Genomic DNA, 22,608 nt, shown 5'->3' with positions numbered 1-22,608 from the left:
TCATACTCACAGAGCCTTACCCTAAAGAAATCAAACCAATAAATTCTTTAGAAGCTACATGACATTTTTTGACCACGACATTGATGCCTATATTTTTTCATCTTTATATTATCAGAAAAATGTAGGCATCTCCGAGTAAAAAAAATGTCTTGTATGGCTTCACACAAAAACATTGAACCAGATTTACCTCAAAGGTTGACCCTAGCTATTAACAATTATTTTGAACTAATATTACAAAAGTAGAACTCTCCTAGTATATAAAAAGCACCTCTTATTCAGTTATTTCATCTAAATAAGAGGTGCTACTTAAAAGCTGTTCAAGGTACTATCTGATTACCTTGAACAGCTTTTCTTATGTTTACATCTCTAAAATTTTATTTACTACCTCTTCCAAATTTGATCCATTTATATCAGCTTGTTTACTCCTCTTCCCAATTTTAGCTGTTTTACATCCTGCCCTTTTACCAGCAGTTATGTCCGTTTCCATATCTCCTATCATCCAACTTTGATTCATATCAATAGAATACTTATCACGTAATTCTAGTAACATTCCAGGCTCTGGTTTCCTATATTTAGATTTTCTATGATAATCAGGACAATACATTATATCTTTGATTGTGCAATATGGCTTTAATTGTCTAACCATTTCAGCATGTACTTCTTTTAAATCAGAATGTGTCATAAAACCTAGCTCAATTCCTCCTTGATTAGTAACTACAAAAATATCATACCCATTTTCATTGGCTCTTTGGAGTCCATTTTTTACATTATCATATATTATTAAATCTTGAGGTTTATTAACTGGTCTTTTATTATCATTTATAACCCCATCTCTATCTAAAAACAACGCTCTTGTCATTTTTACACCTCTTAATCATTTATAGTTTGTACGTCTGCACCAAGCTTATAAATTATATCTTTTCTCTCAACAATTACTTGAATCTTGTTATAAAGCTCTTTATCATTTTTTATAAAAGTAAGAAGTTCTTTATTTGGATTTATAGCAATAGGATTCCCTACCATTTTAAGCATTGATATGTCACCTGTAGTATCTCCATATGAATAACTATTATGCAAATCTATGTTATATTGCTTAACAAAAGTATCTAGCATTTTTTGTTTGTTTTCCGAATCCCACATTTTCACTATTTCTCCCGTGAAATTATAGTTCTCATCAACAATATATTTACTACCTCTACATTCTGTAACGCCATATTTTTTCCCCATCTTATCAACTAAAAAATCAGGACTCCCTGAGATAAAAAACACTTTGTCTCCCCTATTTTTATGCCACTGTATTCTAGTTCTGGCATATCTGTATACTTTGTCCCCATTTACTTTTATTACTTGGCTCGCTATGAAATCAATATGTTCTTTGTTTACACCTTTTAATGCATCTACATAAACTGCTGCAAGTTCCTCAAGATATTCTTCAAAGTCTCCATATCTGCTTTCCCATTTTGAATAAGTATTTTTTACATGGTCATACCATCTTGATGGATCTATTACTTCGTATTTTATCAATTTTTTAAAGTGTTGTATCATCAATGAATTTCTATATAATGTTCCGTCAATATCAAAAAAAGCTGCAACATAAGACATTGAATTCCTCCTAACATTACTAAATAAATCTTTTTTTATTATATGTATTTTACTTATATATCGTTAATATACACCATATTGTTTAGACTAATATGAATCTAAATACATTTTCACAAAACCTTCTTTAGCTTCAACGCAGATACAATATTTTGAATAGTCAATCTCAAAATTAGCTACTGCTGAAAATAAATCTATTTTTTTTAACATGTGAATTGTACATATATTTAAATTCTTTGACTTATTAAATCTAACTATAATGTTTTTAATATCGACAAATTGTATTCTGCTACCCAAGCCTTCAATAATATCATTAAAAATAAGATTAACAACTCTATCTCCTATAGCTACAATTATGTCAACGTCATCATTTTCTTCTCTCAATATTCTAATATCAAAGTCACTCATCATTTTAAAATTGCTAATTTCAAATTTTTTCATCATATCACTTCTATCAATGGTTTATTTTTTCTTTTAATAGTTCTTTATATTTATGGTCACTCTTTAAAATATGATGCTCAATCCAATCTGCAATAAACATTATTATATCCATAGATATAGTAACCTGTGCCTCATCAACACTGTCGGTTGTTATTCCTTTTATTTTATTAATAAACTTATTATGCTCTTCTTTATGTCCTAGAAATTCATCATAATTATATTTTTGCATCAAAGCCTCTTCATATCCAAAATGATAAATAGTATACTCCTCTAATTCTTTTAGAATACTTATTATCTCATCATAATGATCTATATCACTTTTGCCTGAAACTATATAAAATAGTTCTTCTCCTATTGATAAAAGTTTTTTATGCTGATTATCAATATCCTTTATTTGTACACTATATTCTTCCTTCCATTCAAACATTTATATCACCCCTATTTTAGTTTATTATTATATCACTTAATAACAATAGAAAAAAGCCATTTCAGATTAATAATTACTTTTATAAATCTGTTAGTGGAATTATTTCAATATCGAAAACTTTAATATATATTACTTAGAATTATTATTTTTGAATATTTTATGTCATTGTGTTTCATTTTTACATCTAATTGCTAGACATTTAAAAAATCAATTAAAAATCTCTTTATTTTTATTGACATAATTGTAATTAAATGGTGTAAATGATATATTAAAAATGAATAAGTCTATACACGTTTATATGTATTTTATTTAATATCAAATAATAAACATCTAAATAATAGAAAACATATATACACTAATATCTAGGAGGTAATAATATGAAAAAGATATTCACTATAAGTATTGCAATTATGATGTGTATTCTTGGAATATCATGTTCCAATGAAATACCCGTTCAACAAGCAGATACAATAAAGCCTGTAAAAACAATAACATTGAAAAATGAGACAAAACCAGTTTTACTAAATTATATTGGTACTGTTAATTATAATGAAATAAAAAAATTAGGTTTTAAAAGTCCCGGCAAAATTGAAAAAGTTTATATTACTAAAGGTGAAAAAATTTCTAAAGGTTCTCTATTAGCAAAACTTGATACTAAGGATTTAAGGTTTTCATACGAAGCATCTAAAGCTCAATTAGATGCTTCAAAGTCACAATATACTAAGGCTCTAGACGCTTATAACTTTGCTAATGATACATATGAGAGAATTAAAAACATGTATGAAAAAAATGCAATTTCAAAACAAAAATATGAAGAAGCCAAGCTACAACTTGATATAAGACAATCAGAATTAAACCAAGCAAATGAACTAAAAAATCAAGCAAAAGTTGATTTTGACTATAAAGAAAGTTTACTACAGGATGCAACCTTAAAGGCTGATTCAAATGGCTATATTGTTGATACTCTTTTTAAAGAAGGTGAAATGGTAAGTGCAGGTTATCCTGTTGTTGTAGTTAGAAATGATAATAAAATAGTCAACGTTGGGCTGACACAAGAAGATATCGTAAAAACTAAACTTGGTGATACAGCGCAAATAAAAGCTAATAATACAGTAGTCGAAGGAACAATAACTAATATTAGTGAACTTCCTGATACTGATACTAGAACTTATAATGTTGAACTAGCATTAAATGAAAATAATTTTAAAATTGGATTCATAGTTAATGTAGACATACAAATTGGTGAAGAAAATGGTATTTGGATACCTATTAAAAGCATAAAATCAAATAGTCAAGACTATGTATATGTTGTCAATAATGATATTGCAAATGAAAAAATAATACAAATTGAATCTATTCATGAAACCTCCGCTAAGGTTACAGGTCTTAACGATAATGATAAACTTGTAATTCAAGGTATTAGTATGTTAGTTAATGGAGATAAAGTTAGAATTGAAGACTAGAGGTATAAGGATATGAACAGATTAAATTTATTTTAAAGGAGTATAAGATATGAAAAAGAAAATTTGTTCAATATTAGCAGTAGTTTTATTCTTTACATCTCTCCTTTTATCATACGCTGAAGGAGAAACTATAGTGGCAAAAAACTATGATAATTATACACTTGATGAGTGTATAAACGTTGCAATGGAAAATAACTTAACTATAAAACAAATAAGGCAAGAACTAAAAATAAGTGAATTTAACAAAAAACGAACTAACAAAAACACTAAAAAGATTTTGGATAATGATGATACCTTGAGTGATAAGTGGAACAGCTACTATAAAGGTAAAAAGGAAGCTGAAGGAATAAAAAAGAATCTGGATGGTCTTAATCAAGCTTTGCAAAGCTCAGATGATCCTACTAAAACATTAGAAGATATAAAAAATACTATTGACGAAGATACCTATAGACTACTTAAAAGTAAAGGTAACGATAAAACTGCTATAAACCAAGCCATTGAAGGAATGAAAAAAGAAATAGACAATCAAAGCCAACAAGCATTAGATCGATTACAAGCTGGAAAGCAAGAACTTGATGATGCAAACAAAGAAGCCAACAGCGTTCTATCAATGAACCTAGGAATAACCACGAATGTAAAACTAGGCATCAAATCAACTACTGAGTTAATGGATGTCATTGCAGATATTACCTATGACATAACTAAAGCAGGATATGAAATCAGTAAAAAACAAATAGCAATGCTTGTTGAAAAAAACTATTATGAAGTTTTAAAAATGAAAAAAATAGCTAACGTAAAACAAAAATCCTTAGATAGAGCAAACGGTCAATTTGAAATTATAAAAAATGCTTATGATGAAGGTTTAAGGGCTAAAGATGATTTATTACTAGCAAAATCACAAGTAGAACTTATGAAAGCAGATTTAGAAAAAGCTATATCGGATGAAAAAAATGCTAAAATTGATTTAAAAAACACCTTAAATATCCCATTAGATGCCAACATAACTATAGCCGAAGTAAATTTGTCCGCTGAAAATATACCTTCTTTAGAAGATGGAATTAAGCAGGGATTAGAAAAAAGACTTGAAATTCAACAGGCAATGGGACAATATATAATTGACAGCCTGAATCATGAATTAACTGCTAGAACATATCCTGATATAACAAATCAATACAAAGAAGCTTTATATAAAAAAGAATATTCAAATATAAACCTTGAAATTCAGAAAAAAGAGGTAGAAGCTGATATAAGAAAGTCTTATGAAACAATGGTAGCGACAGGCAAAATGTATGAACATGTGAGAAATAGCGTTGAGCAAATGCAGGCAAATCTACAAATAGCAACTTATAGATATAATGAAGGTATAGGCTATGGTAGTTCAAGCCTTAAATCAATAAATTCCGAGGAATTAGGAGGCACTATAATGGAAGTCCTATCAGCCAGCGAGAAATTAGCTGAAGTTGAAGAAAAAGTTGTTGAAATAGAACATGCTAAAAATCTCAGCATAACTAAATACCTTAATTCCATTGGACAATATTAGTAAAAATAGATTAAATATAACTCAAAACCTCTTGCAAATATATCATAATCCTTGCAAGGGGTTTTTATTTTAAAAGGAATAAAAGATATTCTGATTAATTTCTTGACGTTATATTTCTTTTAATATATACTTTGAGAGAACGATTTCTTAATTAGTAATTCTTACAATTTCATAGGTATTATTGGTGTAAAAATAAAATTATATAATTTTATTATTTACTTAATAGGGAAGTTTGGTTTAATTCCAACACGGTCCCGCCACTGTAATGGATAGTGTCTTGTTGCAACCACTGTACTAAAATGTATGGGAAGGTATAAGATACGTTGATTCCTAAGTCAGGAGACCTGCCAATAATAAGGGCACTAATTATTACTCACGAGGATGAGCAAGTGTTAAATTTCAGTAGAATAGTTTTTCAACTTTGTTTTAGTCACCCCTTTTCTAAATGAAAGGTTTATAGTTGTGAGTAAACTAGCCATTTTTGTGCTAGTTTTTTGTGTTCTGTATATTTCCAGTAGATCTAATAGTAGATGTTCAAAAAATAATAAGTGATGGTGAAAAAGATGGAGAAAAAAGTTTATAAATTTTTATTAATTAATTTAGGAATAACAATAATGGCAGTAGGACTATACTATTTCTTGATACCTGCAAATTTAGCTGTTGGTGGAATAACAGGACTTGCAATGGTTATAAATCATTTATTTCCATATATTCATATTGACATTATTATGTTTATCTCAAATATTATACTATTCACACTTGCGTTTTTAATTATTGGTAAAGATTTTGGTGGTTACACTATTTATTGTAGTTTTTTACTAACGGGTATGATATCATTTTTAGGAAAAATATCACCTCTTACAAAACCACTTGTAGATGATATCTTACTGAATCTAATTTTTGGTATATTAATTCAAGGCATTGGAATGGGGATTGTGTTTTTTCAAAATGCATCTACTGGTGGTACAGATATTGTTGCAAAGATTATAAATAAATTTACAAATATTGAAATTGGCAAGGCGTTGTTACTATCTGATTTCTTAATAACTCTTTCAGCAGGCTTAGTTTTTGGTATAAAATTAGGATTATACGCTTTATTAGGCATTATAACTAATGCTCTATTAATAGATAAGTTTATTGCCCAATTAAAAGCAAAAATAAATGTTGTTGTTGTAAGTAATGAAAATAGTAAAATAAATGACTTTATTATTAATGAACTTGAAAGAGGTACTACTCTTTATAAAGCGGTTGGAGGCTTTTCAAACAATAATAAAAACATCATTAATGTTGTATTAAATAGAAGAGAATACATACAATTGAAAAATTATATAAAATCAGTTGATCAACATGCTTTTGTATCTGTACATTATGTTCATGAAGTTTTAGGTGAAGGCTTTGATTTAGCGTTAAAAAATCTATAATATAAAAAATGGGCGTCTCAAAATAATCTTAGACATCCATTTTTTTATCTGCTTCACTCAAACATTTTTTCAATATATTTAGTATCAAAATCTTTATCTAATCTATAAGTTTTACTATATCGTTTTTTATTAAGTTCTTCATTAAATATGATTTGAATATACATATCACCAAGTATTTCAACTGAAATTTCAAGTTGATTGCTTTTAGAGAAAAAAATCATATATGTTTTACCACTGTACTTTAAGTAATCTTTATACCATACTCTTTTATATTTGCGAGTAAACAGAAAATTATATAACTCATCTATCTTAGCTTTATCGTTTATAGTTATTGCACTATTACAAAACGCACCATTTTTATCTAATACCATTTGATTTATTACTATTCTATCAAATTTAATATCAGACGCTTTATCAGTCATTCTCTGAGGTATTTGATAATAAGCTATTGTCATTACGATTATTAAAAATACAATTAGAAATATTTTTTTCATTGTTTCCATTCTATTATACCAAAATATACGTATTACACCCCTTTTTCATATTTTTCTATTCCTTGTTCATTATAACATTAAATCGTTGTCTAATTTTGTAATTTTTAAGAATGGATTCTATTATATTTTGTACCATATGTATTACTATCATATTTTAAGCTATTCAATGATAAATATATTTTATTTATTAATAATTGGTTATAATAATTGAATTTGTAATTATTAACTATAGTAAATATTTTATTTTGATATAAAACAAACCTTCCTGAAAACTTATTATAATTAATCAAGAAGGTTGGTTTAGAAAAGTTTCTTATTTGCTAAATTTAAAATAATAATTTTTATAAATTACAAAATAATATCTATTAAATATTAAAATAATCAGCTGTAAGCTTTAATATCTCCTCTGCAGCTAGTATACCCTTTACAGTCGTATAATTCATGCACTTCATTTTGTTGTCTGCTATATCACATATGCCCCCATGCTTTGGTACTATAAAATAATTACATACCTTCGCCATATCTAAATCCAAAGAAGAATCCCCTGATGCAGCTATATCACTTATATTTTCTCTTTGGGCTATAAATTTAACTGCATCGCCTTTATTAACATATCTAGGAATAAAATATAACTTTCTGCCATGCCTTGTAGTAATCCAATTTTGTGTTTCCAGCCATTTAGAGTAAGCTTGTAATTCTTTCTCTGGTATATTATCTTCCTCTATTATGCAGTAAAAAAACATATCATCTGCTATTCTAAGCTTTTTTACCCAAACATCCGATTTAATCCTTTCAAATTCTTTTATAGCATCATTTATATTAATACAGTTATCAGTTATTTTTCTAAATATAGTTTTACGCCATATTTCACTAATTTTATTATTTTCTAATATAATGCCACCATTTGCTACTACAGAATATTTTAAATCTAGTTCTTGTACTATTTTTATACGCCTAAACTGTTCTAATGTCCTTGTAGTAACCGGTACAAACAGTAGTCTATCCTTTATTGATTTTAATAAATCTATGGACTTTTGCGTCATGTATGATATAGGGTAACCTTCAAATTTTTCTACTATACGTACATCAGATGTGTTTAAAATTTCTTCGTTAATTAATTTTTTACTATATATAAGAGTCCTATCCAAATCACTAGCATAAAGCATTTTATTCTCTCCTTAGACTTTTTATTAACCCACAGCATTCATAAGCTAATAAATCATATTTTTCTACAGGTACATTTCTCTCTTTTGCAAGTTGTATTATATGCTCTAGACTAGCTGATTCTTCTTTGATAAGTATTTTCCACGGTACTCTTCTCAATAAAACTCTGGTAGTTTCTCCTACTCCAGGTTTAATAAAATTTATGTTTTGTATATCAAATTCACTTTGAAGTCTTTGAACATCCTTTAATCCAATCCATGTAGTTTTTAGATTGTATTCATTACTTTCGATTTCTTTTATCCCACATGCAACTTTATCATCTATATACTTAAATTGTTCAGCAATTGTATCTATGAATAAATTTGAAACATCTTCATCTATCAATTCTTCATAAAATTTCGCTCCATGAAAATCATCTTCACCTATTAAATCCTTCCTGTGAACTGTTCTACTTACTAAACCAGATACTGTTGAATTCAAACAAGCACTTGGAATCAAAAAATCTTCTCTTGTACCATAAATAGTAGTACAATGTGCTGGGTCAGCTATTACAGCAAGCCTATCATCTATATTAGTTAAATATTTTTCATTGAAATTTTTACATGCTTTCGATAGTTCGTTTGTAATAGCTCCCTTGCCAGTCCATCCATCTATAAACTGGATTTGTCTATTCGGATGCTTTCTAAGTATATATTTGATAGAATTTTCATCAATACCCTTACCTCTGATGATTGAAATGCTATAATGAGGTATATCTATATCATATTTATATTTCAAATATCTTTTCAACAAAATACCAGCCGGTGAACCTGCTCTTGCTAAGGAAACAAATACTAAATCTTCTCCTCTAAGTGCTAGTATTCTCTCAGCTACTACTCCAACAGCAACAGCTATTTTATTTCTATTTTGCTTTAATCCTTTGTAGAATATATCCATGTATTTTTCTGAAGGCTTATATTCTATAGGAAGCATTTCAGAATAATGAATACCTGATTGTATAGCTTGTTCTCTCTGTTCATTATTTTGCTCTTTAATCAGTTCACCTATATCCTTTAAGAGAAATATAACATCATCTTTACTATAACTACTTTTTATAAACATATTTGCTGAATTATCATGCTTGTTTTCTATCAACCAAATCACCTCTTTTACTTGTAGCATGTGTAACTATATAAACCTTTTTGACTCCTGTTCCTTTTATAGCTTCTATAAAAGATTCCAAACTTCCATCTAAACCTTCCCTTTCAAGAAAAACAAATATATCATCATAATAGTTTTTAGGGATATTATAAACGAAATTTTGTACACTGTTATCATTCGGACTTTTAAATGTATATTTGTTTTGAACTCCATATTTTTGAGTTTTACTAGCATAAATAGGACTTCTTGTAGTAGAATGATATTTTATTCCAACTCCCATATAGGTTGCTATTTTCATAGGTATATACATAAATTCCTCTGTACCTAAGCAAAGTGTTTTAGAACCTGTTCTCATATTTTTTAGTTTTTCACCACAAATATTAGCTAAATTTTCGAGCTTTTCATTGTCAATATTATCTATACCAAATCGCCCTGTATGCTTTAAATAACAACATGTATTTATATTATTGTTACTATCAATAGATTGGCTATTAACAATATCGGTAAATATGTTATCTAAGTATATATACTCTAGCGAAAAATCTTTTGTTTTCGATTTATCAATATTTTTTTCTTCTTCATTAAAGTACTCTGAATTCACGTTATTATAAGCTATTTCACCAGATATTAAAGAAACAGTATCTATTTTTATTCCTAATTCTTCTTCTTTTTGTTTAAATAACTCTTTGTCTTTTTTACTTCTCCAATCTAGTATAGAAACTATACAATATCTTTTTCTAGGATATTTTTTTTGTATGGATTCTATAATATTTATAGTAGTTTTACCTGTCGTAATCTCATCATCTACAAAAACTATAGGTGCATCAGATTTAAGAATAGAAGTTTTTAATGGAAATAACCTATGACTTGTTGCATGAGAATGTTCTTCTTCAAATGAAATTGAATCATTAGGTGTCATTACAATGTCTCTAGTTGTGTGCAAATAAAATGCATTGTTTTCAAAACTGTCAAAAAAACTATGACCTAAGGCTGTAGCGGTTTCAGCAAAACCAATTATTAATGTTTCTTCTGGTAAGTCGAGTCGCTTTTTGTTGATTTGTAAGTATTTTTCTTGAGAATATCTACCACCATTTATAATGTCGCATATTTCATTAGTCAGCTCAAACTTCTGTCCATAAATATTTTCTATATATTTTATACTCAATAATCTACCTGTTAATAAGGCTATTTTAGGATCAATTGGTACATGCTTTCCTAACACTTTACTAACAAATAGGAATTTTCTTTTTAAATTTTTCCTAGCTGCCATGCAGAACAAATTATCTAATTCAATATCATACGGATTTTTATTAACATTTATTTTTATATTATAATTATCATTAATATTATATTGGTAGAAAGACTGCTTCACAAACACTTTCTCCTTTCGTTAATTAATAAACTTATCTATATCCTATACACTATAGTATAATAAGTCCAAATATTTCATTTCTTTGTTGAATACTCCATAAATTTCAGCACGACTAAGAACTTTTCGTGCCCAATTGATATGTGGTTTAATTTCGTTCATTTTATTACTATATTCACTTTTAAATACACCTATATCACCATTTTGGTTTTTCATAATACCTAACGCATCTGTATATTCTTCATGTGTTACTACATACATAGATTGTACTGGAACAATATGACTAGGATGAATTATAGTTTTTCCACACAAACCATTTGCTTTATCAAGTTCAATCTCTCTCAATAACCCATCTAAATATTGATTTAACAGTTGAGCTCTCATCTCAGTTCCCATTTTTTCTCCGAATTTTTTAGTAAATGGTGTACTTCTTAGTAGTGGTTTTAACAATCTATCTCCGCTAGAAAAATACTCCCATACAGGTGCTGAAACCACAAAGTTTCTATCTACTCTACATAATACGTTCACTATATCACCAATACAATCACGAATAACCTGTATGTCATATATACTTGCACTATAACTTCTTCTTATACCAAAAAGGCTGCAAAAATCCGTTGCTCCTATCCTCACATTCAAAACTAATTCATTATATTTATCAAAAATCTGAGCCAATTTATATAACTCAGCTTTTCTACTCTCGCTATATATTATTTCTTTACTTTCTAATATTGGCATACCATATATAATATTATCTGTTTCTTTATTTATTCTTTCTAATTCTTTAAAATATTCCTCGCCTTTATCATATGAGAATTTAGGAAAAACAAAACCAGTAATTAAATTCAGCTTATCTGAAAGTGCACTTGCTAATCTGCTCATCTGCTCTGCATTCCTTATTCTAATAAATAATAAAGGAATGTCATCATAGCTTATTTGATTATCTTCAATTAAACAATTAAGTTTCTCCATATTTTGTATTAAATTTTGTTCTGCAGCTTTAACTTGATTATCCCCTATTGCATCTTCTAAACATAATACTATAGTCATAAGTCCTTTTTTCATATTTTTTAAAATATCTTCTATGATGTGTTCTCTAGTTGCAGGCATGTATAAAGTAGAACCTAATGCATAAGCTAATTTCTCCTTTGAATCATTCCTGCTAAAACGCTCAGGTTCTTTATAAAAAATAGACCTAATTTGGTCTTGTTTCAAGTAACTAAAATATTTCAATTAATAACCCTCCTAAATAAGTACTTTCAATATTGTAACCCGTACTATAACATTCCTAACCGCAGGTAATATTAAATTTGTTTACTAAAATTAAACACAGCTGTTTTCAGAACAAAATCTACTATTTAAATCTTATGTTAACTTTACCTAAAACTATATTCAATCCAGATTATTTTAAAAAATTATGAGTAGTGACCCAAATTGATTTGAATAGCACACTTGAAGCTCCGTTTTATGTGAGTCACTTACCTAATGAATAAAGAAAAAATTTGAAGAAACTTAATATGAGATTCAAAATTATAAAGTATCTTATTCAACGTTATATAATAATTAAGGCTATAAAATATAATTTTTCACAGCTTAAAATTGTATAATTTCCTTTATGTTATTAAAAGTCTTTTTTTTATAAAAAATACTCTTTCAGTCATTCAACAAACAAAGGAGATGAATTAATCATCTCCTAATAGTTCATGGTACATGTTTTATTTATACCTTCTAGCCATATCTCCTAAAGAAGTATCTTTAGAACCTTGACCTACAGCCATAAATTTCCATTCACTTCCATGCCTATATAATTCTCCTACTGTTAATGCTGTCATATTAGAGTACTGATCAGTAAGATTAAATCTAATTAATTCTTTATTATTATCAAGATTTACAATTCTTATAAATGCATTTTGTATTAAACCAAAATGCTGTCTTCTTTTAATACAATCATATATGTTAACAACAAATACAAGCTTTTGCATATTTTGTGGTACCATACTTAAATTTACCATAATCTGCTCGTCATCACCATCTCCATCACCAGTCAAATTGTCTCCCATATGACTAATACTACCATCAGCAGATTTTAGATTTCCAAAATATACAACATGCTTATTGTTTTCTAATTTATCATTCGCATTAAGCATAAAAACTGAAGCATCACAATCAATATCAGGTTGTGAGTTAAATAAACTCTTTAATAATCCACCGCCAGAATTTGATTGTACAGGATCCCAGCCTAATCCAACCATTATTCTTGATAATGAAGCATCTTCTTTGGTCAAGCTTATCCTTTGACCTTTTGTTAAATTAATAGCCATTTTTTTATCCTCCTATTATATATCACATTAAACACTTAAGCCATAGTTTCCACAAAGGGCTGCTAAACCACCTTGGAATCCGCTTCCTACAGCTGAGAATTTCCATTCTCCACCATGTCTATATAATTCACAGAAAACTAAAGCAGTTTCTACTGAAAAATCCTCTGTTAAATCATATCTTATTAATTCTGCTCCAGTTTCTTCATTTACTACTCTTACAAATGCATTAGAAACCTGACCAAAATTTTGGCTTCTTGTTACAGCATCATGTATAGTAACTGTTATAGCTATTTTATCAATTTCTTGTGGTACTACAGAGAAATCAATAATAATTTGCTCATCATCACCTTCTCCTTCACCAGTTCTGTTATCTCCTGTATGAACAATACAACCGCTTGAATGAGTAAGATTGTTGTAAAAAATAAAATCTAAATCATTATTTACTTTTCCATTTGATCCAACTAAAAATGCAGATGCATCTAAATCGAATTCGTATCCTCCATCATAATGATTAGTATCCCAGCCTAAACCTATGACAACTTTCTTCAATCCTGGATTTGATTTTGTTAAATCTATTTTTTGACCTTTTGATAAATTAATAGACATTATTTAACCCTCCTTATTACTTTTACTTATATATTAACAAATTATCATTAAAGATGTAATATTTTTTAACTCTTTAATGTAAACTATACTTCCTCACTAAGTTTATTTATTTTTTCTTTTTATTTCTTACTAAATTAAAACCACCAAAACCACCAATAAGTGCTATATAAAACCCGAAGTCATATAGCCATCCTCTATTATAAACTTCATATATTCTTATATTTTTATCAAACAATCCAAACACTAATGAAATTGGTGCAATCCATCCATGCCAAATTCCACTAAAGAATCCTGCTTCATCAGATGGATCACATGCTCCGTCTCCTGGCATGCATCCTGAAAGAAATATTGATGTAATAATTACTAAAATAATTAATAACATTACTTTTTTATTCATCAATTCTCCCCTTTTCATATTAAATCTAATATTCACATGATTTTGAATAAATGCGATGTAGTATTTAAATCTTTAGGGATGTTTCAAAATGTTCTCCATTTTGAAACGTCCCTTATTCATCTTTTATCCAATATTAATACCAAAATTACCACATAAAGCTCCTAAGCCACCTTCAAAACCACTTCCAACAGCTGAGAATTTCCACTCTGCTCCATGTCTGTATAGTTCTCCAACCACAACAGCGGTTTCTATACTGTAATCTTCACTTAAATCATATCTTAACAATTCTTCGTTAGTTTCTTCGTTAAATATTCTTATATAAGCATTTGATACTTGACCAAAGTTTTGACCTCTTGCTTGAGCATCATGAATTGTAACAGTGAAATCAATTTTATTTACCTCTTGAGGTACAGAAGCTAAATTTATTTTAATCTGCTCATCATCGCCTTCACCTTCACCTGTTCTATTGTCTCCTAAATGAGATACTGAACCAGAAGGGTGATTTAAATTATTATAGAATACGAAATCTACTTCACCTGATACTTTACCGTTTTCACCCAAAAGGAATGCAGCTGTATCTAAATCGAAATCATTGCCTCCATCATATTTATTTACATCCCATCCTAAACCTGCAATAACCTTTGTTAACCCCGGATTTGTTTTTGTTAAATCTACCTTTTGTCCTTTTTTTAAGCTTACAGCCATTTTTATCATCCTTTCTATTTTAATATTTTTTTAATTTGCTTATTATTTATTTATTCTTTATTATTAAATATTATTTATTTAATTTTAATTACATAATATATTCTTACGCTTTTGCTCTCATTGCATTTCTAATAGCTTTTCTAATTAAATCTACAGGAATAATTATAAGTGCAAGAGCGGTTATTATAAGCCATTCTCTTAAAGTTAATCCTGCTGTTCTCAATATGTCTCCACCTATATATGCCATAATAATTTGAACAACTACAATTACACCTACTACCTTTAAGAACCCTTTATTATCCCTAATATGTTCAAATAAGTTTAATTCAACTGTTCTAGCATTAAACATGTTAAATACATTTAGGAATATGAAGAATGAAAAGAAACCTGTCAAGAAATAAATATCTTCTTTTCCAGTTGGACCAATTCTAAATATATTTCTAAAAACATCAAGTTTAAGGAATAAAACACTTAGAGTTGCTACTAGTCCACCATTAATAAGTATTGAACTCCACATATCCTTGTTTATGATAGCTTCTTTTCTTGACTTTGGCTTTTCTTTCATATACTTCTTAAGTGCAGCCTCGCCTCCAAATGACAATGCAGCAAGTGTATCCATTACTAAGTTAACCCATAACATCTGAGTCATAGAAAGTGGTAAATCCACACCTATAAATGGTCCTATAAAAGCTATTAATATAGCCCCTACGTTTACAGTTAATTGATAAACAATAAACTTTCTTATTGAATTATATATAGTTCTACCATATAGAACTGTTTTAGCTATTGAGTTAAAGTTGTCATCTAATATAACTATATCTCCTGCTTCTTTAGCAACCTCAGTTCCTGAACCCATTGCAAAACCAACATCTGCTTTTTTAAGTGCAGGTGAGTCATTTACACCATCACCTGTCATACCTACAACTAAATCTAAATCCTGTGCTAATTTAACAAGTCTACTCTTGTCAGTAGGTAATGCTCTTGCTATAACTCTTATATTAGGTATCATTTTCTTTAATTTTTCATCTGATAATTCTTTTAACTCATTAGATGTAAGAACAATGTCTGTATCATTTTTAATAAGTCCTGCCTCTTTTGCTATTGCAACTGCTGTTTCTTTTCTGTCACCAGTAATCATAACTACCTGGATACCTGCATCCATTGCTTCACCAATTGCCTGTACTGATTCTTCTCTCAAGTCATCTCTAATACCTACTATACCTACAAATGTAAGTTCATTGAATATATCTTCTCCAATTGGTTTATCTGATGTAGCTATTGCAAGTACTCTTATAGCTCTGTCAGCTAGTTCATTTATCTTATTGTTAATGTTTGTTAATTTCTCTTTGCCAAATGCTTGTTTATTTCCTTCTTTATCATAATATGTTGTACATGCTTCTATTATTTTCTCTGGAGCTCCTTTTACTAGTGTAAGATTATACTCACCTTTAACTTGTGTAGCTGAAAATTTATCTTTACTATTAAAAGGTATATTATCAACTGTTTCTAAATCATAGTCAATAACTTTTTCACTAGCAAATTTAAGTAGTGCTCTTTCTGTTGAGTTTCCTCCCAGTACTTTGTATGTACCATCATCTTGAATATTAAGTACTGCACTTGTATTCTCAGCTATTGATAAGTCCATCATTCTATTTAACTTACCTGGTACATTATTATATGAATCATATTGATTATTTTCACCATCACAGAATAATATAACTTCTAAAAGTCCTTTAGTTATTGTTCCTGTTTTATCACTAAATAGGATATTTAATGAACCTGCTGTTTCAATCCCTATAAGCTTTCTAACTAGTATATTATCTTTTAATAGTTTTTTCATATTAAGTGATAATACCATTGCTATCATCATTGGAAGTCCTTCAGGAACAGCTACAACTATTATAATAATCGCTAATATTATCGCTGTTACCAAATCATTTACAGCTTGTGGTATATTAGAAAAATAAGCTGCTATCGGAGTTCCAGCTGCCATACTGTTAAGTACTATTTTCTTAAACATAAATGATGCAGCTATTAATGAACCACCTATATAACCAAATTTACTTATACCATCTGCTAAATGTCCCAATTTTACCTTTAATGGAGATTCTCTGTCTTCTGCTTGAAGCTCTTTTGCAAGTTGACCATAGAAAGAGCTGTCTCCAATTGTTTTAGCTTCAACAATAGCTTCTCCTTCTACTACAACTGTTCCTCTAAATATCTTGCTTTCATCCAAGAAATCTGAATTACCATCTTCATATTTATAATCTTCTTTTGGTATATGTTTTTCAGCTTCTTTACTTTCACCATTTAAAACTGATTGGTCTACACTCACATGTCCATCTACAAGTACCCCATCAATAGGTATTTTATCTCCTGTCTGAACAAGTATCAAATCTCCTTTTACTATATCGTTAATAAATATTTCGCCTATATTACCATTTCTGTAAACTTTACATTTAATCCTTGATGCTTCTTCTTGAAGCTTTTGAAACGATTGTTCATTTGAGTATTCAGAATAAGTTCCAACTAATGTAGCTATCAAAACAGCTATTGCTATACCCAATGGTTCAAACCATTCAACTTGATCAAAGAAATAAAACGCAACATCAATAATTAATGCAACAACTAATATTTTAATTATTGGGTCTTGAAAATTTTCTTTTAGCTTATCCCAAAAAGTTTCTGTCTCCATTTCCGACAATGAATTAGTACCATATTTCTTTTTGGATTCTTCAACTTGCGATGAACTTAGTCCATCATAATGTGTTTTTAGCATATTATACCTCCTTAATACCATGTATATATCTTTAATTATACTATAAAATCTAGTTTTACAGTAAATTTTGTTACTTAATACTATTATTTCGTATCTATTCCATAATTATCACACAAAGCTTGTAATCCTCCATTAAATCCGCTGCCAATACAATTTATCTTCCATTCCTCTTTGTGTCTGTATATCTCACATACAACTATGGCTGTTTCTGAGGTTAACTTATCACAAAAACTATATGAATAAACTTCTTTGTTAGTTGTAGGATCAATTATTTTTAATGCTGCGCTCTTAACATCTTTAAAAGTATTTTTGCTATCCTCATCAATCGTAACGGTAACAGCAAATAATTTTATATTTTGAGGTATTTTAGTTAAATCTAATTGTATTATTTCATCATAATAATCTTTTAAATTTTTATTAAAATCTCCATGTAGTACTATAGCATCATTTCTACTTTTAAGATTATTATAAAATATAAAATCCTCTTCTGCTGTTTTATTATTTGTATCCATCATAAAAATTGATGTGTCTAATTCAAAATTATATTGTCCATGAAACTCCCATTCTAAACCTATTAATACTTTATTTACATTACTTATAGTTTTAGTAATGCTTAACTTTTGACCTTTTTTTGCCCCAATTGATGCACTAGTATTAATAACCGTATTTTCCTTTTTCCTTTTAACAGGTGCTATATTGTTTTGTGGTAATACTTGTGCATTGTTTATGGTATTAGTTGAATGTATACTGTTTTGTGGTTTACCTTGAACTTTAGCCATATTCTGCTGTATAGTTTTAGCATTTTGTCTTAAATCTATTGTCCCTTCATGAATAACTTTTTCACCAAAATCTACCTTTACATTGTTATTACTAAAAACGCTCCTGCTTTCTTTTTTGCCACTTCTTATATTTATATTATTCATACATCCACCCGCCTAATCAATGGATAATTTTAACCCTGAAGGTCGCTCGGAAGGTTGTATTATTACTATTTCTCCATATGAACTAAACTCTAAAAAATATGACTCTCCTGAGGTTTGACCTATCAAAGTCTTCCAATTTATATCAGTTCTAACACTTGGATCCTGCCCTGTCCAGCAAATTACTGCATCTGGATCTACTACACAAGGAGTCTCTAATACTATTGGATTTCCATTTGTTGTTATAGCAACCTGTGCATTTGGTCCTTTTGCCGATAACTTAGATGTAAACAATCCCTTTTGAGATATAACCCCTACTCCTACAAATCTAACTCCATATTCACAATCTGGAGTAAATGCTAAAAGATTTTCACCTTCAACACCAATACTTTGACCAGAATTTAACGTAATAATAGACACGTGGTCTGCTAGATGAGCCATATAATATGATCCTTTTCCATCAACCTTCATTATCGGTATATTTTCACCAGTAAGCTTTCTAGTTGCATAATTAACAACTGATCTGAGCATATTATTATTTCTATTAGGATCTAATAATACTTTTTCTTGTTTAAATGAACCTTGGTATGCAACCATAGCCCCTGCTCTAGCATAAAAATAACCATCCCCTTCGGCAACACATGTCAATTCATGTTGAATCCTAAAATTAAACATATATTTAAGACCCCTCCTTTATTTTAGTTTGCAAATTTATTTTGTCATATATACTAATCCCAGATTATTCATAGAAAACTATACAGCATATTATTTTGGGTATTATATGAATAAACAAGGATAATACTTTATCCATATATAGTTTACTATAAAATACATGTTTTTAATACATTTCCCAATGAATCATAATATTATTTAACAAATATTTTATTCTTTGAATATGAATAGTATATCATACTTTCACACAAAAATTAAGATTTTTTTCATGTTTTTTAAGTTTTTTTTTAATATTTTTAATGATAACATAAATATAATTAATATTTTTAATTTTGATTTATATACAAACTTAGTATTTTGTAATATAATTATTTATATCCTAGTTAATTATATTCTGCAATAACTATTTACTAAGTATTCAAAAAGTTGTTTTTTTTTGATATACTATTAATAGTTATTTATAATGAATCACTTATATACAGAATAATATAATGTCCATATAATTCATAAAAACGACTACCACATTATTTTATTTATGCATGATAAATTAAAATTACTACATAATATGAATAATCTGGACTAATTAATATAATAGAAGGTAGGTATTTGATATGATTAATACACGTAAATCCTTTAAAGTTGTTATTACAAATTCTAATAACCCATTTGATGATTTACTAAAACCATTACACCAAAGATCAGGTTATAAATCTGGTAAACTTCCTATTTTCCCTGTACTTTTTTATAGGTATATTGGGTTGAAAAATAACGAAGCGCAATATATTAACAAAATATGTGAGTTAGATAATAAACTTTCAAATTTATCTTGTGGATATAAAAAATTTGTTGATCAAATTCAGATAAAAGCTGTAAATAAAACTCTCTTAAGTAAAACACAAATAATTTGGAATAACTTATCTAAATCAGATACTTTTAGCCCAATGAATATAACTAATTCTTTAGCATCTGTAAATGCACTGCCTAATTTTACTCCATCATTATTAAATGAATCTGTAAAATCTGCATTTGAAAAAGTATTAACATTATATATAAATAATGAAGCAGTTATTAATTCTACTAAAATAAAGAATTTTTCATTAAAATTATTAACATGGGTAGAAGACTATATAACTACATTATATAAAAACACAGATTCATTTGGTATGGTTAACCCTAAAGTCCTTTACTACGGGAATATTAAAAAACATGAGATATACTTCTTAATATTTTTATCTCAAATAGGAAGTGACGTATTATTTATTAACTCAATGAATGATTGCGACTTTAACGTTATTGACAAAAATAATTTTTACTCTAGAAAAATAGAATTCAAAAGCAAAATACCAGTAAAACAACTTCCTATAAATAAAAAAAATAATAGTGCAGTATATAATGTAAAAACTACACATGTTAATACAGTTAAAAATAAACCTAACACAAAAATAAATAATGTTTCTAAAAATATTGTTCCAAAGATAAATTTAACTACGGCTGATAAAATTAACTCCAAACTTAAAACAGCTCATGAGCTTTTTGATGACATATTTTTGCCATTAAGCAGTAGAAGTGGTTTTATAGGAGGTAACAGTCCCATAGTACCTGTTTGTTTTTACAGATATATAGGTATTGATGAAAATGTAGATATTTTTTATAACAAGCTATACAGACTTGATAAAAAATTAACTTTAAAAGCATCTGCTTATATAAAATTTGATAATAACATTTCATTGATTAATAATCAGTCGTTAGTAAAGCAATGTCAAAGTATTTGGACTATGCAAGGTTTTAACCCTATGAAAGTAGATTCATTAATAGCTAATCTATTATCATGTAAAGCCTTTCCAAATGTAAAAAATAAAACTATTTCTAATTCTTTTATTAATGCATTTAAGGAAATACTTGACTTATATTTATCGACTGAAAGCAATGTAAATGTACAAAAATTGAAGAATTTTGCTATGAAACAATTGTTATGGTTAAATGAATATGGTCTTAAATTAACTAAAAAATATGATGTAACTAATGTATCTGGAAATGTAATTAATCCTAAAGTACTGCATTATGGAAATATAAAATCTCATGAAGTATATTTTCTTATGCTTTTAGCTAAATTAGGTTGTGATGTTTTGTATATTAATCCAAAGGATGATATTGGTTTTAATTCTATTGACCCAGATTGTAAATATTCATATTTAATAGAATCAAATAACAAGTGTGAAGCTCAAAGTTTTCCAAGAGAAGAGATTCTTGTAAGAACAGAAACAACCGCTTTTAAAGCATCTAATGAACTTGCAGATATGATTTACACTGAAAGCGACGGCATTTACAAGCCTTGGCAATTTGAGAGCTATGAAACAAAACCTTTAACCTTGAAAACTACAATCGATGAAGTTAAAATATTGTGGAATGAAGAAGCAAGAATGAGAACTGGTTTTAAAATTGAAAATAAAACAGTATATATACCAAATTTATTTGTTAAAATAAGTGGTGTCTATGACGATTTAAATTTATATTGGGATGATGTCGCTATATATAAAAATTGTGAAAACACAGTTTTTTATGAAAGTGTTCCATTTAGCTCTACTCAATATTCAAGAGCAGACTTATATAAATGTGCCTATATTTTAGATAACGAAGGCTTTGTAGATAAAGAAAAATTATTTGCAAGCAACCTTTATAAGTTCTCATACTTAAAAACAAATTTACAAAACACTATTATAAATAAAATAAATCAATTATTTGTTTTACCAATTTTCATGCAAGATATAACAAAAGATTTTAAGTTAAAAATTATTATGAGTATTTTATCAATGGATAAAGAAATATTAAATCTAATACAAAATTTTGATTATCCGTTCAAAATACCAAAAATAATGATTTATGATAATAATGAAAGCATGTTTAATGAGCAGGACATATCAATTCTAGCTTTCTTAAATTTATTGGGTTTTGATATATTAATATTAACACCCACAGGTTATAATAATATTGAAAATAATATTAAATCTAAATATTATGATATTCATAAACTCCAAAAAGTACAGTTTGACCTTCAATTAGATAATTTAAATACCGAAAGACGTTTAAATAAACAAAAATCATTTTGGTCTTCTCTTTTTGGTAGATCTTAAAAAAATAGGGGGATGAAAA

Annotated in this window: 20 protein-coding genes and 1 riboswitch; of the genes, 4 read left to right on the top strand and 16 right to left on the bottom strand. The window is 28.1% G+C overall.

Annotated elements, in window-relative coordinates; genetic code table 11:
- Positions 1-358: 358 nt before the first annotated feature.
- The 4 genes from AYC61_RS16915 to AYC61_RS16900 form a co-directional block, all read right to left on the bottom strand.
- Positions 359-859 carry a D-glycero-alpha-D-manno-heptose-1,7-bisphosphate 7-phosphatase gene (locus AYC61_RS16915; RefSeq protein ID WP_066505426.1) on the bottom strand — a complete coding sequence of 167 codons (501 nt, stop codon included), beginning with the start codon at positions 857-859 and terminating at the stop codon, positions 359-361.
- 11 nt (positions 860-870) lie between these two features.
- Positions 871-1,602 (bottom strand): HAD family hydrolase, encoded by a 732-nt coding sequence (locus AYC61_RS16910; RefSeq protein WP_066505420.1) that lies wholly within the window; start codon positions 1,600-1,602, stop codon positions 871-873.
- A gap of 87 nt (positions 1,603-1,689) precedes the next feature.
- Positions 1,690-2,040 (bottom strand): hypothetical protein, encoded by a 351-nt coding sequence (locus AYC61_RS16905; RefSeq protein WP_066505417.1) that lies wholly within the window; start codon positions 2,038-2,040, stop codon positions 1,690-1,692.
- A gap of 13 nt (positions 2,041-2,053) precedes the next feature.
- A complete protein-coding gene (locus tag AYC61_RS16900) occupies positions 2,054-2,467 on the bottom strand; it encodes a bacteriohemerythrin (RefSeq protein WP_066505399.1) in 414 nt (137 codons plus the stop codon).
- A 377-nt stretch (positions 2,468-2,844) separates the two neighbouring features.
- On the opposite strand from AYC61_RS16900, the gene AYC61_RS16895 reads away from it, so the two are divergent.
- The 3 genes from AYC61_RS16895 (at position 2,845) to AYC61_RS16885 (ending at position 6,891) form a co-directional block, all read left to right on the top strand.
- Positions 2,845-3,930, top strand: a complete 1,086-nt coding sequence (locus AYC61_RS16895; RefSeq protein ID WP_066505397.1) for an efflux RND transporter periplasmic adaptor subunit — start codon at positions 2,845-2,847, stop codon at positions 3,928-3,930.
- 49 nt (positions 3,931-3,979) lie between these two features.
- Positions 3,980-5,470 (top strand): TolC family protein, encoded by a 1,491-nt coding sequence (locus AYC61_RS16890; RefSeq protein WP_066505395.1) that lies wholly within the window; start codon positions 3,980-3,982, stop codon positions 5,468-5,470.
- 165 nt (positions 5,471-5,635) lie between these two features.
- Positions 5,636-5,836, top strand: a riboswitch (cobalamin riboswitch).
- A gap of 185 nt (positions 5,837-6,021) precedes the next feature.
- Positions 6,022-6,891, top strand: a complete 870-nt coding sequence (locus AYC61_RS16885) for a YitT family protein (protein WP_242866826.1) — start codon at positions 6,022-6,024, stop codon at positions 6,889-6,891.
- Positions 6,892-6,944: 53 nt separating this feature from the next.
- On the opposite strand, the gene AYC61_RS16880 is transcribed toward AYC61_RS16885, so the two are convergent.
- From AYC61_RS16880 to AYC61_RS16825, 12 genes are all read right to left on the bottom strand, one after another.
- The gene (locus tag AYC61_RS16880) at positions 6,945-7,385 is read right to left on the bottom strand and encodes a hypothetical protein (RefSeq protein ID WP_156456506.1); all 441 of its coding nucleotides are present in this window, start codon (positions 7,383-7,385) and stop codon (positions 6,945-6,947) included.
- 365 nt (positions 7,386-7,750) lie between these two features.
- Positions 7,751-8,551, bottom strand: coding sequence for an HAD family hydrolase (locus AYC61_RS16875; protein ID WP_066505390.1), 801 nt, complete (start codon positions 8,549-8,551; stop codon positions 7,751-7,753).
- A 1-nt stretch (position 8,552) separates the two neighbouring features.
- Positions 8,553-9,692, bottom strand: a complete 1,140-nt coding sequence (locus AYC61_RS16870; protein WP_338026067.1) for a cysteine protease StiP family protein — start codon at positions 9,690-9,692, stop codon at positions 8,553-8,555.
- A complete protein-coding gene (locus AYC61_RS16865; protein WP_066505388.1) occupies positions 9,664-11,061 on the bottom strand; it encodes a phosphoribosyltransferase family protein in 1,398 nt (465 codons plus the stop codon). The genes AYC61_RS16870 and AYC61_RS16865 overlap by 29 nt, the downstream gene beginning before the upstream one ends.
- Before the next feature lie 42 nt (positions 11,062-11,103).
- Entirely contained in the window at positions 11,104-12,291 is a 1,188-nt protein-coding gene (locus AYC61_RS16860) for an HpcH/HpaI aldolase/citrate lyase family protein (RefSeq protein ID WP_066505379.1), read from the bottom strand.
- Between the two features lie 482 nt (positions 12,292-12,773).
- A complete protein-coding gene (locus AYC61_RS16855; RefSeq protein WP_066505374.1) occupies positions 12,774-13,379 on the bottom strand; it encodes a TerD family protein in 606 nt (201 codons plus the stop codon).
- 27 nt (positions 13,380-13,406) lie between these two features.
- A complete protein-coding gene (locus AYC61_RS16850; protein WP_066505371.1) occupies positions 13,407-13,985 on the bottom strand; it encodes a TerD family protein in 579 nt (192 codons plus the stop codon).
- Positions 13,986-14,091: 106 nt separating this feature from the next.
- On the bottom strand, positions 14,092-14,382 hold the full coding sequence (locus AYC61_RS16845) for a hypothetical protein (protein WP_066505354.1): 291 nt from the start codon (positions 14,380-14,382) through the stop codon (positions 14,092-14,094).
- 123 nt (positions 14,383-14,505) lie between these two features.
- Complete coding sequence (locus tag AYC61_RS16840) at positions 14,506-15,087, bottom strand: TerD family protein (protein WP_066505352.1); 582 nt, start codon at positions 15,085-15,087, stop codon at positions 14,506-14,508.
- A 103-nt stretch (positions 15,088-15,190) separates the two neighbouring features.
- A complete protein-coding gene (locus AYC61_RS16835; protein ID WP_066505350.1) occupies positions 15,191-17,866 on the bottom strand; it encodes a calcium-translocating P-type ATPase, PMCA-type in 2,676 nt (891 codons plus the stop codon).
- Positions 17,867-17,949: 83 nt separating this feature from the next.
- Positions 17,950-18,789, bottom strand: a complete 840-nt coding sequence (locus AYC61_RS16830) for a TerD family protein (protein WP_066505345.1) — start codon at positions 18,787-18,789, stop codon at positions 17,950-17,952.
- Positions 18,790-18,801: 12 nt separating this feature from the next.
- Entirely contained in the window at positions 18,802-19,461 is a 660-nt protein-coding gene (locus AYC61_RS16825) for an AIM24 family protein (RefSeq protein WP_066505342.1), read from the bottom strand.
- Between the two features lie 608 nt (positions 19,462-20,069).
- Here AYC61_RS16825 and AYC61_RS20805 point away from each other — a divergent pair.
- Complete coding sequence (locus AYC61_RS20805) at positions 20,070-22,589, top strand: YceG family protein (RefSeq protein WP_082760027.1); 2,520 nt, start codon at positions 20,070-20,072, stop codon at positions 22,587-22,589.
- The last annotated feature ends 19 nt before the right edge of the window (positions 22,590-22,608 follow it).

The organism is Abyssisolibacter fermentans, from assembly GCF_001559865.1.
GTDB lineage: Bacteria > Bacillota > Clostridia > Tissierellales > MCWD3 > Abyssisolibacter > Abyssisolibacter fermentans.
Note: the sequence above shows the minus strand (reverse complement) of the source record. Positions and strands in the feature narration are given on the sequence as shown.